The sequence below is a fragment of the Amycolatopsis sp. DG1A-15b genome, from assembly GCF_030285645.1.
Lineage (GTDB): Bacteria > Actinomycetota > Actinomycetes > Mycobacteriales > Pseudonocardiaceae > Amycolatopsis.
Map to the genome: position 1 here is coordinate 10,294,225 of NZ_CP127296.1, position 14,257 is coordinate 10,308,481.

Here is a 14,257-nt window from a genome sequence, read left to right on the forward strand (position 1 = left end):
CCCTGTCATGTTCAGCTGCCGGCTGCCCCGGCGGCACGGCCGGTCGGCCGGAAACGAGGGCAGGGATTTCAGCCCGCCGGGACACGGCAGCGTCGAGAACGAATACCTGAAATCAGGCTTACCGGCCGACGGTGGCGCGCTGAATCTTCACCGGGTGAGCCGGCGCCCCGTCCAGTGGCCCGTTCGGATCGGTCGGGATGATCCCGTCCGCCACCATCCGATCAATCGCGGACATCCCCCGGATCACCCGCCCCATGACCGAATAGTTCGCCGGGATGTTCGCGAACGAGTGCACGATGAAGAACTCCGACCCGTTCGTCCCGGGCCCCTGGTTGCCCATCGCGATCGTCCCGCGCGGGTACGTCTCGGCGCCCGAGACCTCGTCCGGGAACTTGTACCCCGGCCCGCCCTTCTCGACCTCGTAGATGTCTCCGCACTGGAGAACGCCGAGACGGGAAGAATTCGAAAGCCGCCAGCACTGGGACCGGTCGTAGAACCGCTGCAGAACCAGCGAAACCATGTTGTGCACCGCGCACGGAGCGGCCCCCGCGCGGTCCAGCCGCACGGTCACCGGCCCGTAGTTGAACCGGAAGGTCACGTCCACGGTCCCGCGGGTCGGCGCCACCGGCCACGGACGGACCACGGGGCGCGCCGCCGGGTTGTCCGGGGTCGGCGTGAACGTGCACCGGACCGACGGCACCGAAGCCGAGGCCGGAGCGGCGGGTACCACCAGGGCACCCAGAACAGCGAACACGGCCAGTCCCCAGCGCAGCTTCATACCGGGGACGTTAGCGAATGACGAACTACCGGCGCCAGGCCGTGCGCCGCTTGCGGATGTCCAGCACCAGCAGCAGGACGAGGAACAGGGCCAGGCCGACCAGCCACACGTTCTCGGTGTTGTTCTCGTGGTTGCCCTTGATCATCACCAGCAGGATGATCGCGCTGACCCAGCCGGCGATGCGGGTGGCCTTCGGGAACGAGCCGTGCCAGCCCCAGGCCGCGGACGGCTCGTCGCGCGGGTCGACCTCGGGCCGCCTCTTCTCGACCGCCTTGCCTGCCACGATGAACTCCTCAAACCCCGTGAACCTCGGACCCGCCGATGATCCCACACCTCCGGGTGCGCCGCGGAGACGCCCCGCGCGACAATGACCGGCGATGACTACCTCGCGAAGCGTTCTCGTGCTCGGCTCGACCGGGTCCATCGGCGTGCAGGCCCTCGACGTCGCCGCGCGCAACCCGCACCTGTTCCGGGTGGCCGGGATCGCCGCGGGCGGGACCGATCCGGCCGCGCTCGCCGCGCAGGCGATCGCCCACGGCGTCGAGGCCGTCGCCGTGACCAGGGCCACGGCCGCCGAAGACGTCCAGCTCGCGTTGTACGCCGAAGCGCAGAAGCGCGGGTACGCCCAGGGCGAGTTCAAGCTCCCGCGGCTCTTCGCGGGCACGGACGCCGTCACCGAGCTGATCGACGCGGTCGAGGTCGACACCGTCCTCAACGCGCTCCCGGGCTCCCGCGGCCTCGAGCCGACGCTGCGGGCGCTCGCCACCGGCGCCACCCTGGCCCTGGCCAACAAGGAGTCCCTCATCGCCGGCGGCCCGCTGGTGCTCGCCGCCGCCAAGCCCGGGCAGCTCGTGCCCGTCGACTCCGAGCACTCCGCCATCGCCCAGGCCCTGCGCGCCGGGCACCGCAGCGAGGTCGCCCGGCTGGTCCTCACCGCGTCCGGCGGCCCGTTCCGCGGCCGCAAGCGCGCGGAGCTGGCCGGCGTCACCGTCGAGCAGGCGATGGCGCACCCGACCTGGTCCATGGGCCCGCTCATCACGATCAACTCCGCCACCCTGGTCAACAAGGGCCTGGAGCTGATCGAGGCGGCGCTGCTGTTCGGCATCGAGCCCGCGAAGATCGACGTCACCGTGCACCCGCAGTCGATCGTGCACTCGATGGTGACCTTCACCGACGGCTCGACGATCGCCCAGGCCAGCCCGCCGGACATGCGGCTGCCCATCGCGCTCGCGCTGCACTGGCCCGACCGGGTCCCCGGTGCCGCCGCCGCGTGCACCTGGGACCAGGCCGCGACCTGGACTTTCGAGCCGCTGGACGACGAGGCCTTCCCGGCCGTCGAGCTGGCCCGGCACTGCGGCACCGAGGGCGGCTGCCTGCCCGCGGTCTACAACGCCGCGAACGAGGAGCTGGTGTCCGCTTTCCTCGCGCAGAACACCAGCTTCACGTCGATAGTGGACACTGTTTCCGAGGTGGTGGGAGCCGCCGACGAATGGCGTCGCGAACCACGCGACGTCGAGGACGTTCTCGCGGCCGAGCGGTGGGCTCGTGCGCGGGCCGGTTCGATCATCGAGGGGAAGTAGCGGGTGCTCGCCTACATCATCGGTGTGGTGCTCTTCGCGCTGGGGATCTGCGTCTCAGTCGCACTGCACGAGGCCGGCCACATGGTCACCGCGAAGGCCTTCGGCATGAAGGTCCGCCGGTACTTCGTGGGCTTCGGGCCCACGGTGTTCTCCTGGCGCCGCGGCGAGACCGAGTACGGCCTGAAGTGGATCCCGCTCGGCGGGTTCTGCGACATCGCCGGCATGACGGCGCTCGACGAGGTGACCCCGGACGAGGCGCCGCGCGCGATGTGGCGGTTCAAGACCTGGAAGCGCACCGTCGTCATGTCGGCCGGGTCGGTCACCCACTTCATCCTGGGCTTCGTGGTCCTCTACCTGATGGCCGTGACCATGGGCCTGCCGAGCCCGGCGGCCGCCGAAGCGCCCAAGCCGGTGCTGGCGACGACCTCCTGCGCCGTCCCGACCACGTCGAAGGAACAGGCCGCCGCCCAGGCCAAGAACCCCACCTGCCCGCAGGGCGCGCCGACCCCGGCGGCGACGGCCGGGCTGCGGGCCGGCGACACGGTGCTCGCCGTCGGCGGGAAGCCGGTCGCGACCTGGGAGGAGATGCTCACCGCCGTCCAGGCCACCAGCGGCCGGACGGTGTTCGAGGTGCAGCGCGGCACCGAGAAGCTGTGGCTCGTCGTCGACGTGCCGAAGGTGCAGCGCTGGAACGGCTCCGCGGTCAAGGAGGTCGGCATGATCGGCGCCTCGCCCAAGGTGCCGCAGCTGACCACGCAGTACGGCCCGGTCGCCGCGGTCGGCGCCACGTTCGACTTCACCGGCATGATGTTCTCCGAGACGGCGCAGCGGCTCGTCCAGTTCCCCGAGCGCATTCCCGCCGTGGTCACCGCGATCTTCGGCGGCGAACGCGACAAGAACACGCCCGTCAGCGTCGTCGGGGCGAGCCGGCTCGGCGGCGAGGCCGTCGAGAACGGCGTCTGGGTGCTGTTCTTCCTGCTGCTGGCCAGCCTGAACTTCTTCATCGGCGTGTTCAACCTGCTGCCGCTGCTGCCGCTGGACGGCGGGCACATCGCGGTGGTCTGGTACGAGCGCGTCCGCGACTGGATCCGCACGCGGCGGGGCAAGGTGGCCGGGGGACCGGTCGACTACACGAAGCTGTCCGGGATCACGATGGTCCTCGTGCTCATCGGCGGCGCGGTGACGCTACTCACGGTGACCGCCGACATCGTCAACCCGATCCGGATCGGCCAGTAGTCCCACGGAGGGGGTGCGGTCCGCCGGTGACCGCTCACCCCCGCCGTAATGCTGCTCACCGTGACGGTTGACATGGTGAAGGTGGCCCAGTAGGGGTAGGTACGCTGGAAGCCGTGACCGTCGCACTCGGTATGCCCGCCCTGCCCCCGCCCGTCCTGTCCGAGCGTCGCAAGACCCGCCAGCTGCAGGTGGGGTCGGTCGGCGTCGGCAGCGACCACCCGATCTCCGTCCAGTCGATGACGACGACGCTCACCTCCGACGTCAACGCGACCCTGCAGCAGATCGCCGAGCTGACCGCCGCGGGCTGCGACATCGTCCGCGTCGCGTGCCCGTCGGCCGACGACGCCGAGGCGCTGCCCGCGATCGCGCGGAAGTCGCAGATCCCGGTGATCGCCGACATCCACTTCCAGCCGAAGTACGTCTTCGCGGCGATCGAGGCGGGCTGCGCGGCGGTGCGCGTCAACCCGGGCAACATCCGGAAGTTCGACGACCAGGTCAAGGAGATCGCGCAGGCCGCGAAGGACCACGGCACGCCGATCCGGATCGGCGTCAACGCCGGCTCGCTCGACAAGCGGATCATGGACAAGTACGGCAAGGCGACGCCGGAGGCGCTGGCCGAGTCGGCGCTGTGGGAGGCGTCGCTGTTCGCCGAGCACGACTTCCACGACATCAAGATCTCGGTGAAGCACAACGACCCGGTGGTCATGGTGCGCGCTTACGAGATCCTCGCCGAGCAGTGCGACTACCCGCTGCACCTCGGCGTCACCGAGGCGGGCCCGGCCTTCCAGGGCACGATCAAGTCGGCCGTCGCGTTCGGCGCGCTGCTGCGCCAGGGCATCGGCGACACGATCCGCGTCTCGCTGTCCGCGCCGCCGGTCGAAGAGGTCAAGGTCGGCATCCAGATCCTGCAGTCGCTGAACCTCAAGCAGCGCAAGCTGGAGATCGTCTCGTGCCCGTCCTGCGGGCGCGCGCAGGTCGACGTCTACACGCTCGCCGAGCAGGTCACCGCCGGGCTCGAGGGCATGGAGATCCCGCTGCGCGTGGCCGTCATGGGCTGCGTCGTGAACGGCCCGGGCGAGGCCCGCGAGGCCGATCTGGGCGTGGCGTCGGGCAACGGCAAGGGCCAGATCTTCGTCAAGGGCGAGGTCATCAAGACCGTGCCCGAGCACGCGATCGTCGAGACGCTCATCGAAGAGGCCATGCGCATCGCCGAGGAGGCCGGCGAGGCCCTTGGTGAGGGCGCGCCGGTGGTCACCGCCGGCTGAAATCTTCGAGGGGGTTCCGGATGGCGAAGCCCCGGCCCGGGGCGAAACCCCGGCTGTCACAGATCTCCTTCCGGACGACGCTCTCGAGGCGTCATCCGTGGTGGCCAACCGGGCGATGAACCGCGAGCGCCGGTTGGCCGGTCGCGACGGCTATTCGCGGGTGCTCGGCTTCGACATCCCGGGCCTGCCGCCGGGCGCCCGCTGGCTCGATCTGTGCTGCGGCAGCGGACGTGCGCTCCTGGACGCGGCCGAGGCCCGGCCGGATCTGGACATCACGGGCGTCGACCTCGTCGGCTACTTCGCGGCGGCCGGGCCGGTGCGGTTCGAGACGGCGTCGATCACCGCGTGGGAGCCCGCGGGCCGGTTCGACCTCGTCACCTGCGTGCACGGCTTCCACTACGTCGGCGACAAGCTGGGCGCGCTGCTGCGGGCGGCGTCCTGGCTGCGCGATGGGGGCGTGTTCGTGGCGAACTTCGACGTCGCGGGAATCGAAGCGCCGGGTGGGGCGCGCCGGGTGCTGCGCGCCTTGCGCGAAGCGGGTTTCACCTACGACTCGCGAGCACACCGGATCCGGCGGGCCGGCCCCTTCGGCGGCTCGCTGCCCTTCCGCTACCTCGGCGCGGACGACCGGGCGGGCCCGAACTACACGGGCCAGCCCGCCGTCCGCTCGTTCTACGAATCAACCCTGTAGGTGGTGCTGGGCGGCGTCGCGGATCTGCAGGCGGACGTTCTCCAGCGCGGCCGCGACCTCGTCGATCTGCTGGGAAGCGAGCTGGATGGCGCCCTGGATCGCGGTCGCGGTGGACGTCTCCCCGAGCAGGCCGAGCACCTGGGCCTGGAGGTCTTCGAGGTCGCTCTTCGTGGCGAGCGCGATGCCGGTCGGCACCTGGTCGGCGAGCAGCTCCAGCTGCTGCGCCTGCTCCTGGATCGTCATCGGGTGGTTCCTTCCGCGGTGGGGACGCACGTCCGTGTTATCAGACCCGGAACTGGCAGTGACACCTAGGGCTTCGCCCCAGGTCGGGGGCTCCGCCACCCGAGCCCCCGAAAATGTCGGTGGTGACGATTACGCTGGCATTCGTGAGCGTGACCTGGGCCATTCGCCAGCCGCACCCGGTGGTGCGGCCCCTGGTCACGCGCTATGTGGGGTACGCGCAGGACGATGTCACGCTGGCCGTCCACCGCGGCCTGCCGTCCCGGCATGTGACGCTCGTCATCAGCCTCGCCGGGCCGGTGCGGATGGCCGGGCAGAGCTTCCAGGCGCTGGTCGGCGGGCTGCACACGCGCGCGGTGCTGATCCGGCAGGACCGCGTGCAGGAGGGGGTCCAGCTGGAACTGGACCCGCTGGGCGTGCGGACGCTGTTCGGGGTGACGGCGGCCGAGCTGAGCGGCGAGGTCGCCGACCTCGCCGACTTCGGTCTCGGCTGGTTGCCCGACAGGCTGCGGGAGCTGCCATGGCGCGAGCGGTTCGCGCTGCTCGACGACGTGCTGGCCGCCCGGGCGGTCGAGCCGGTGGTGCCGCCGCCCGAGCTGGGGGAGGCGTGGCGGCGGCTGCGGGGTGCGGACGGGCAGGTGCGCGTCGCGGACCTCGCGGACGAGGTCGGCTGGAGCCGCCGCCACCTGGGCGAGCGCTTCCGCACGGAGCTGGGGCTGGCGCCGAAGCAGGCGGCGCGGGTGCTGCGGTTCGAGCGGGCCGGGCGCATGCTGCGGCGCGGGCGGACGGACCTGGCGGCGCTGGCGGCGGAGTGCGGGTTCTACGACCAGGCGCACCTGACGAACGAATGGCGCGCGCTGGCCGGGTGCACGCCGGGGACGTGGATCGCCGAGGAGCTCCCGTTCCTCCAAGACCAGGAGGCGGAGGTGGCGCGAAGCTGACGGCATGACTCCTGAACCGAACGTCTGGCCCGCCCTCCGGTACGACGACGCCCCCGCGGCGGTCCGCTTCCTCGTCGACGTCCTCGGCTTCACCGAAGCGCTGGTGGTGCCCGAGGGGGAGCTGATCGCGCACGCCGAGCTGCGCTGGCCCGAGGGCGGTGCGGTGATGCTGGGCAGCGTCCGCCCACCGGACGGCGTCCACGACGCGATGAAGCCGGGCACGGCCGCGGTGTACGTGGTGTCGGACCAGGTCGACGAGGTGTACGCGCGGGTGCAGGCCGCGGGTGCGGAGATCACGGCCGAGCTGACGGACACCGAGTACGGCTCGCACACGTTCAGCCTGCGCGACCCGGAGGGCAACGCCTGGACGCTCGGCACCTACCGCGGCGCGGCCTGACCCGCCGCCGGGAGGGCGCCCCGCTACTGCACCGGCCGCTCGAAGGTCACCAGCAGTCCCTCGACGCCGCCGGGCCCGACCCGGCCCTTCACCTCCGCCGAGGTGATGGCCTTGAGCTGCCACCCGTCCTCGGCGTGGTCGTTCAGCAGTTTCTCCAGCTTGCCGCCCGACATCTTGCCGCCGAGCAGCTTCTCGCGGACCTCGACGACCTTGTACGTATAACGCTGCATGCTTCCGATACTGCCCGGAATGCCCGGCGTCGGCTGTTCATCTCACAGTGTCGGGAGGCTTGCGTTCCGTTCAGCAGTCGAATCTGGCACCCTGGAGCCCGTGTTGCGGCTTGCAGGTGCACGGCTGCTCGATGATCGGGACTATCCGGCGGTCCGGGCCGCGCTGGCCGCCGACCCGGTGGGCAGCTGCATGGTCAGCGCCCGGGTCGAGGCCGCGGGCCTCGACCCGTGGCGGCTCGGTGGCGAGCTCTGGGCCGCCGACAGCCGTCCGGTCCGGGCCGGACGGCTCCAAGGGCTGTGCTTTTCCGGGCCCAACCTCATCCCGCTGCGCGGCAACGCGCCCGCGTTGCGCTCCTTCGCCGACCGCGCCCTGAGAAGGCAACGCACCTGCTCCTCGCTCGTCGGCCCGGCCGAGCAGGTCCTCGGCCTGTGGGACGAGCTCGAAGGCGAGTGGGGCCCGGCCCGCGAGGTCCGCGGCGACCAGCCGCTGATGGCGCTGGACAGCACCCCGCTCGTCGCCGCCGATCCGCTGGTCCGGCCCGTCCGGCCGGACGAGCTCGAGCGGTACCTGCCCGCGGCCGTCTCGATGTTCATCGAGGAGGTCGGTGTCGATCCGCGCAGCGGTGACGGCGGCGCCAGCTACCGCGCCCGGGTCACCGAGCTGATCGGTGCCGGCCGCGCGTTCGCCCGCTTCGAGGACGGCGAGGTCGTCTTCAAGGCCGAGATCGGCGCCATGTCGGCGACCGTCGGGCAGATCCAGGGCGTCTGGGTGCACCCCGACCGCCGGGGCGACGGGCTCGGCACCGCCGGCACCGCCGCGGTCGTGAACCGGCTCGTCCGCGGGCTCGGCCGCACCGCCAGCCTCTACGTCAACGCCTTCAACACCCCCGCCCTCGCGGCTTACCGCAAGATCGGGTTCGAGCAGGTTGGCCAGTACGCGACGGTGCTGTTCTAACCACTCTTCCGTGGCGGTGTTTCGAAGCCACCGCAACGCTCTGACCAGGCATCATCCCGCCATGAGTGCACGTCGAGGCCGCAGTGCGCTCGCGGTGCTGCTGCTCGTCGCCGCGACCACGGCCGGGTGCTCGGGCGACGGTCCCGAGGACGCCCTCTCCGCCTTCCTGGACGCCGTCGCGTCCGGGGACGTCGCCGCCGCGGCGGCGAACACCGACTCACCGGAAGCCGCGAAGGCCGTCCTGAGCCAGGTCCGCGGCGTGCTCGGCCCCGAGGCCCTCGACGTCGACGACGAAGAGGTGAAACAGCCCGACGGCGACGTCGTGACCGCCGGCTACCGGCTCACCTGGCACCTGCCGCACGGCCGCAGCTGGTCCTACCGCGCGGACGCCCAGCTGCGGGCGGCCGAGAACGGCTGGCAGGTGCACTGGCAGCCGACGGTCGTGCACCCCCAGCTGGCGGTCGGGCAGACCCTCGGCATGCTGCCGCAGCTGCCGGAGACGGCGCCGGTCCTCGACCGCGACGGCGTGCCGCTGATGCGCCCGCAGACGGTGATCGGCGTGGTCGTCGACCCGCAGAAGGCCGGCGACGCGAGTGCCGTCGCCGGGACGCTGGCCAAGGCGCTGCACCGGTACGAGCCTTCGGTCACCGGCCGGTCCGTGCTGGACGGGATGAGCAAGACCAAGCCCGGTGACGCCTACCCGGTGATCACCCTGCGCGCCGGCGACTACCAGCGCGTCAAGCCGGCGATCTACGACCTGCCCGGCGTCCGCTTCGCCAGCCAGGAGCGGCTGCTGCCGGTGACCCGCGGGTCGGGGCAGCAGGTCCTGCCCGGCATCCGCGCGCTGGTCGAACAGCAGCTGGCCGGGGCGGCGGGCTGGCGGATCGTCACCCGTGACGTCACCGGCGGCGAGGCCGCCGAGCTCAAGGCCGAGCCGCCGCGGCCCGCGCCCGCCGTCACCAGCACGCTCAGCGCGAAGATCCAGGCTGCCGCCGAGAAGGCCCTCGAAACCGAGCCGTACTCCGCCGCGCTGGTCGCGATCCAGCCCTCGAGCGGGGACATCCTCGCCGTGGCGCAGAACGCCGCCGCCGACGAGGAGGGCTCGCTGGCCCTGTCCGGGCGCTACCCGCCGGGTTCGACGTTCAAGATCGTCACGGCGGCGGCCGCGCTGTCGGCGGGGGAGGTCGAGGCGGACAGCCCGGTCGACTGCCCGGGGACGACGACGGTCGAAAACCGCGTCGTGCCGAACGAAGGCCGGTTCGACCTGGGCCGGGTGCCGCTGAAGACGGCGTTCGCGCGGTCCTGCAACACGACCTTCGCCCGGCTCGCCGCCGGTCTCGGCGGCTCGTCGCTCACCGACACCGCCCGCTCCTTCGGCGTCGGCGCCGACTTCGTCGTTCCGGGCCTGACCACGGTCACCGGCGACGTCCCGGCCAGCGACTCCGCCGTCCAGCGGGCGGAAAACGGCTTCGGTCAGGGCCGGGTGCTGACCAGCCCGTTCGGCATGGCGCTGGTCGCGGCCACCGTGCAGGCCGGGAAGGTGCCGTCGCCGTCGATCGTCAAGGGCATGCCGTCGGCCACGAAGAACGTCGGCGATCCGCCGTCGCAGGAGGTTCTCGACGCACTGCGCGGGATGATGCGGGAGGTCGTCACCGCGGGCACCGCGACCGGGCTGCGGGACATCCCCGGCGTCGCGGGCAAGACCGGCACCGCCCAGTTCGGCGACGGCTCCCACTCGCACGGCTGGTTCGTCGGCTACCGCGGCGACCTGGCGTTCGCCGTGCTCCTCACCGACGCCGGGTCGTCCAAACCGGCGGTGCAGGCCGCGCACCGGTTCCTGGCGGGGATCGGCTGAGCGGGCCGTCGTAAAGTGGGGGCATGTCCGTTCGTGCCCCGCTCGTTCCCGGCGTCCAGACGCCGCGCCGTGACGTCCCCAGTTCCATCGCCCGTCCCGAGTACGTGGACAAGCCGGCGCCGAAGCGGGACACCGGCAACGGCGTGCGCACGCCCGAGGTGATCGAGGCGATGCGGGTCGCGAGCCGGATCGCGGCCCAGGCCCTGGAGGAGGGCGGCAAGGCCGTCAAGCCCGGCGCCACCACGGACGACATCGACAAGGTGGTGCACGAGTTCCTGCTCGACCACCACGCCTACCCCTCGACGCTGGGCTACCGCCGGTTCCCGAAGTCGTGCTGCACCTCGCTCAACGAGGTGATCTGCCACGGCATCCCGGACTCGACGGTGATCGAGGACGGCGACATCTGCAACATCGACGTCACCGCCTACATCGGCGGCGTCCACGGCGACACGAACGCGACGTTCCTGGCCGGCGACGTCTCCGAGGAGGCGCGCCTGCTGGTGGAGCGCACCCGCGAGGCGACGCTGCGGGCGATCAAGGCGGTCCGGCCGGGCCGCCAGCTCAACGTCATCGGCCGGGTCATCGAGGCCTACGCCAAGCGCTTCGGCTACGGCGTGGTCCGCGACTTCACCGGTCACGGCGTCGGCCCGGCGTTCCACACGCCGCCGACGGTCCTGCACTACGAAGAGCCCTCGGTCGACACGGTGATCGAGGAGGGCATGACCTTCACGATCGAGCCGATGATCACCCTCGGCACCATCGACTACGACATCTGGTCCGACGACTGGACCGTCACCACGAAGGACAAGAAGTGGACGGCCCAGTTCGAGCACACCCTCGTGGTGACGGCCGACGGCAGCGAGATCCTGACGCTGCCGTGAGTCAGTGGCTGGTGGCCTTCTTGTAGCAGCGCACCGAAAGCGGTACGAAGATCGCCAGCAGTACCGCGATCCACAGCACCGAAGCCGGCACAGCGTGCTGCATCGGCCAGGCGTCGTGCACCGGCATCGCCGCGCTGGTGTTGCCGAACAGTTCCCGCGACGCCTGCGTGATCGCCGAGACGGGGTTCCAATCCGCGATCACCCGCAGCGGCGTGGGCAGGCGGCCGCTGTCGACGAACGTGTTGGCCAGGAACGTGAGCGGGAAGATCGCCACGCTGGAGACGTTGTTGAACACCTCGGGCTTGCGCACGGCCAGGCCGAGGGTGCCCATCACCCACGACAGCGCGTAGGCGAAGGCGAGCAGCAGGAGCACGCCACCCAGCGCCTCCAGCGGGCTCGTGTGGATGCGCCAGCCGACCAGCAGGCCGACCAGCCCCATGATCAGCAGGCTCGTCACGTTGAGGATCAGGTCGGCGGTGGTCCGCCCGATCAGCACCGCAGCCGGGGACATCGGCAGCGAGCGGAACCGGTCGATGATGCCCTTCTGCAGGTCGTCGGTCAGGCCGTAGCCGGTGACGATGCTGCCCATCGCCACCGCGAGGGTGAAGATCCCCGGCAGCATGAACTCGCGGTAGGACATCCCGGGGATGTCGATCACGCTGCCGAACACGTAGCCGAAGAGCAGCACGAACATCACCGGCATGAACACGATGGACCCGAGCAGGTCCAGCGACCGGACGATCTTGATCGAGTTGCGCTTGGCGACGGTCACGCCGTCGGTGACGGCCATCTGCACCGCGTTCATCACACGGCCTCCTTCGCGGGTTCGGTGGGCTCGGCCGTCTCGTGGCCGGTGAGTGACAAGAACACGTCGTCGAGGGTGGGGCGGCGGACGCCGACGTCGCGGACGTCGACGCCTTCCACGGCGAGCAGCGCGAGGGCCTCGGTAAGCGCTTTCGCGCCGTGGGACACGGGCACGGTGAGCCGGAAGCCTTCGGCCTGCGGCTCGCCGCTGGCCAGCCGGGCCAGCGCCCGCCGCGCGACGACGACGTCATTGTGCGTGCCGACGGTCAGCTCGATCCGCTCGCCGCCGACGAGGTCCTTGAGCTCGTCGGCGGTGCCGCGGGCGATCACGCGGCCGTGGTCGACGACGGCGATGCTGTCGGCCAGCCGGTCGGCCTCCTCCAGGTACTGCGTGGTCAGCAACAGCGTCGTGCCGCCCGCGACCAGCTCGGTGATGACCTCCCACAGCTCGGTGCGGGCCCGCGGGTCGAGCCCGGTGGTGGGCTCGTCGAGGAACAGCACCGGCGGGTTGGCCACGAGCGCGCCGGCCAGGTCGAGGCGGCGGCGCATGCCGCCGGAGTAGCCCCGGACCGGGCGATCGGCGGCGTCGGCCAGGCTGAACCGGGCGAGCAGCTCCCGGCCGCGGGCCTTGGCCCGCTTGGTCCCCAGGTGGTACAGCCTGCCGACCATCTCGAGGTTCTCGGCCCCGGTCAGTTCCTGGTCGACGGCCGCGTACTGGCCCGAAGCGCCGATGTGCGAGCGCAGCTCCTGCGCGTCCTGCACGACGTCGAACCCGGCGACCGTGGCCCGGCCCGCGTCCGGCTTCTGCAGCGTCGTGAGGATCTGGACGGTGGTGGTCTTCCCGGCGCCGTTCGGCCCGAGCACGCCGAGCACCGTGCCTTCGGGCACCGACAAGGTCATCCCGTCGAGCGCGGTGACCTTCCCGTACTTCTTGACCAGTCCCTCGGCCACGATGGCGTCTGCCATGGATCTTCCCCTTCGCGTGTGGAGTCTTCAGGCCCGGCGGATGACGATGTCGCCGGTGTAGCTGTGGGCTTTGACCTCGACGGTCTCGGTGTTGCTGCCGGGTCCGTCGGCGGCGCTGAGCGTGTTGCGCACGGAGCCGACCAGCGAGTTCAGCTCGAGCCACGCGGCACTGCCCTCGCGGATGCCGACCTCGATCTCGCCGACGGCGGTCTCGAGGACGACCCGGTCCCGCACGACCTCGCCGAGCCGGATGTCGCCGGAGGCGGTCTTGGCGTGCACCCCGGCGTGGGCCAGGTCGACGAGGATGTCGCCGTTGGCGGTGTTGACGCGCAGGTCGCCGGTCACTTCGCCGACGCGGGTCTCGCCGTTGGAGTTCTTGAGGACCGCGGTGCCGTCGATCTCGCGGATCCGCAGCTCGCCGGAGCCGGTGCCGAGCTCGGCGTGCCCGGTGGCGCGTTCGACGGTGACGTCCCCGGTCGCCGTGGACGCCTCGAGCCGGGCGGCTTCGTCCAGGTGGATGTCGCCGACGGACGTCTTGAAGCGGCTGGGGCCGACCCGGCCGGTGACCCGGAAGCCGCCCATCGCGGCGGTGCCGGTGATCTGCGAACCGGCCGGCAGTTCGACCCGGACGTGCAGGGCCCCGCCCCGGCCCCAGAGCTTGGTGACGTACTTCGGGCCCTTGACCAGCAGCTCGCCGCCGGCGAACTCGACGCGGGTCTTCGCGACGGCCTTGACGTCCTCGTTGTCCGCCGGGTCGGCCGGGGTGACCTCGACGGTCGTCTCCGCGCCGTCGCCGGCGACGATCCGGACGTCAGCGACGCTCATGTCGATCGTGGCCGTGATCGGCTCGGGGGTGGGGAAAACAGGCATGGCTGCGCCCTCCTGGGGTGCTCGGATGGCGTCTCCGCAGGTGGGAGACGTGAAGGGGAAAAGCTGTTACTGGACCCAGCCGGTGTACTTCTCGCCGAAGGCCGTCCGGCGCTGGGTGGGGCGGCCGCGGTCGGTGCCCAGCGCGCTGCTCGCGGCCCGGACGAGCCAGGCGTTGATGGAGAGGCGGTCCCGGCCGGCGGCTTCCTCGACCCGCTGTTTCAGCTGTTCGGGCAGCCGCAGGTTGATGCGCGCGACGGCGCCGTCGTCGGTCTCGGGCGGTGGCGGGGGTGCCTCGGCGGGCGCCGGTTCGGGTGCCGTGGGCAGCGCGACGGCGAACTCGGCCTCGCGCCGGCGGAGGCGGACTTCCACCGAGCCGGGGGCGAGGTCGCGGGTGATCTCGTCGGCCGCGGTCGAAAGGGCGTCGAGCAGGGTCAGCCGGATCGCCGACTCGAGCGGCGCGGTGAGCCGCTCGGCGAGGGCGACGGCGTCCTCGCCCGCCGCTTCGGCGGCGACCGCGAGCTCCCGGCGGAGTTCGTCCACGAAGGGCGTCAGGTCCATGGCACAAATA

At 71.6% G+C, this 14,257-nt stretch carries 17 protein-coding genes; 9 read left to right on the forward strand and 8 right to left on the reverse strand.

What is annotated here, in order from left to right; genetic code table 11:
* Positions 1-118: 118 nt before the first annotated feature.
* Positions 119-778: a peptidylprolyl isomerase gene (locus tag QRY02_RS47960; protein ID WP_285989315.1), complete on the reverse strand. Its 660-nt coding sequence runs from the start codon at positions 776-778 to the stop codon at positions 119-121.
* 25 nt (positions 779-803) lie between these two features.
* A complete protein-coding gene (locus QRY02_RS47965) occupies positions 804-1,061 on the reverse strand; it encodes a DUF2631 domain-containing protein (protein ID WP_285989316.1) in 258 nt (85 codons plus the stop codon).
* A gap of 94 nt (positions 1,062-1,155) precedes the next feature.
* Here QRY02_RS47965 and dxr point away from each other — a divergent pair, with 94 nt between their 5' ends.
* From dxr to QRY02_RS47985, 4 genes are all read left to right on the forward strand, one after another.
* A complete protein-coding gene (dxr, locus tag QRY02_RS47970; protein WP_285989317.1) occupies positions 1,156-2,358 on the forward strand; it encodes a 1-deoxy-D-xylulose-5-phosphate reductoisomerase in 1,203 nt (400 codons plus the stop codon).
* A 3-nt stretch (positions 2,359-2,361) separates the two neighbouring features.
* Positions 2,362-3,594 carry a M50 family metallopeptidase gene (locus QRY02_RS47975; RefSeq protein WP_285989318.1) on the forward strand — a complete coding sequence of 411 codons (1,233 nt, stop codon included), beginning with the start codon at positions 2,362-2,364 and terminating at the stop codon, positions 3,592-3,594.
* A 113-nt stretch (positions 3,595-3,707) separates the two neighbouring features.
* On the forward strand, positions 3,708-4,859 hold the full coding sequence (ispG, locus tag QRY02_RS47980) for a flavodoxin-dependent (E)-4-hydroxy-3-methylbut-2-enyl-diphosphate synthase (RefSeq protein ID WP_285989319.1): 1,152 nt from the start codon (positions 3,708-3,710) through the stop codon (positions 4,857-4,859).
* A gap of 97 nt (positions 4,860-4,956) precedes the next feature.
* Positions 4,957-5,550 (forward strand): class I SAM-dependent methyltransferase, encoded by a 594-nt coding sequence (locus QRY02_RS47985; RefSeq protein WP_285989320.1) that lies wholly within the window; start codon positions 4,957-4,959, stop codon positions 5,548-5,550.
* Here QRY02_RS47985 and QRY02_RS47990 read toward each other — a convergent pair.
* Positions 5,539-5,793, reverse strand: coding sequence for a hypothetical protein (locus tag QRY02_RS47990; protein ID WP_003057586.1), 255 nt, complete (start codon positions 5,791-5,793; stop codon positions 5,539-5,541). The two genes, QRY02_RS47985 and QRY02_RS47990, sit on opposite strands and share 12 nt — an antisense overlap.
* 113 nt (positions 5,794-5,906) lie before the next feature.
* Here QRY02_RS47990 and QRY02_RS47995 point away from each other — a divergent pair, with 113 nt between their 5' ends.
* Complete coding sequence (locus QRY02_RS47995) at positions 5,907-6,731, forward strand: helix-turn-helix domain-containing protein (protein ID WP_285989321.1); 825 nt, start codon at positions 5,907-5,909, stop codon at positions 6,729-6,731.
* 4 nt (positions 6,732-6,735) lie between these two features.
* Positions 6,736-7,128, forward strand: coding sequence for a VOC family protein (locus QRY02_RS48000; protein ID WP_285989322.1), 393 nt, complete (start codon positions 6,736-6,738; stop codon positions 7,126-7,128).
* Between the two features lie 23 nt (positions 7,129-7,151).
* Here the strand turns inward: QRY02_RS48000 and QRY02_RS48005 are convergent, their stop codons facing one another.
* Positions 7,152-7,358: a DUF4177 domain-containing protein gene (locus QRY02_RS48005; RefSeq protein WP_285989323.1), complete on the reverse strand. Its 207-nt coding sequence runs from the start codon at positions 7,356-7,358 to the stop codon at positions 7,152-7,154.
* 100 nt (positions 7,359-7,458) lie between these two features.
* On the opposite strand from QRY02_RS48005, the gene QRY02_RS48010 reads away from it, so the two are divergent.
* The 3 genes from QRY02_RS48010 to map all read left to right on the forward strand — a co-directional run bounded on the left by QRY02_RS48010 (position 7,459) and on the right by map (position 11,049).
* Positions 7,459-8,313: a GNAT family N-acetyltransferase gene (locus QRY02_RS48010; RefSeq protein WP_191315022.1), complete on the forward strand. Its 855-nt coding sequence runs from the start codon at positions 7,459-7,461 to the stop codon at positions 8,311-8,313.
* 61 nt (positions 8,314-8,374) lie between these two features.
* The gene (locus QRY02_RS48015) at positions 8,375-10,168 is read left to right on the forward strand and encodes a penicillin-binding transpeptidase domain-containing protein (protein ID WP_285989324.1); all 1,794 of its coding nucleotides are present in this window, start codon (positions 8,375-8,377) and stop codon (positions 10,166-10,168) included.
* Between the two features lie 23 nt (positions 10,169-10,191).
* The gene (gene map, locus QRY02_RS48020; RefSeq protein ID WP_285989325.1) at positions 10,192-11,049 is read left to right on the forward strand and encodes a type I methionyl aminopeptidase; all 858 of its coding nucleotides are present in this window, start codon (positions 10,192-10,194) and stop codon (positions 11,047-11,049) included.
* 1 nt (position 11,050) lies between these two features.
* Here the strand turns inward: map and QRY02_RS48025 are convergent, their stop codons facing one another.
* The 4 genes from QRY02_RS48025 to QRY02_RS48040 form a co-directional block, all read right to left on the reverse strand.
* Positions 11,051-11,854, reverse strand: a complete 804-nt coding sequence (locus QRY02_RS48025; protein ID WP_285989326.1) for an ABC transporter permease — start codon at positions 11,852-11,854, stop codon at positions 11,051-11,053.
* Positions 11,854-12,819: an ATP-binding cassette domain-containing protein gene (locus QRY02_RS48030; RefSeq protein WP_285989327.1), complete on the reverse strand. Its 966-nt coding sequence runs from the start codon at positions 12,817-12,819 to the stop codon at positions 11,854-11,856. The genes QRY02_RS48025 and QRY02_RS48030 overlap by 1 nt, the downstream gene beginning before the upstream one ends.
* Before the next feature lie 27 nt (positions 12,820-12,846).
* On the reverse strand, positions 12,847-13,689 hold the full coding sequence (locus tag QRY02_RS48035; protein ID WP_285989328.1) for a DUF4097 family beta strand repeat-containing protein: 843 nt from the start codon (positions 13,687-13,689) through the stop codon (positions 12,847-12,849).
* 66 nt (positions 13,690-13,755) lie between these two features.
* Positions 13,756-14,247, reverse strand: coding sequence for a hypothetical protein (locus tag QRY02_RS48040; RefSeq protein ID WP_285989329.1), 492 nt, complete (start codon positions 14,245-14,247; stop codon positions 13,756-13,758).
* Positions 14,248-14,257: the final 10 nt, after the last annotated feature.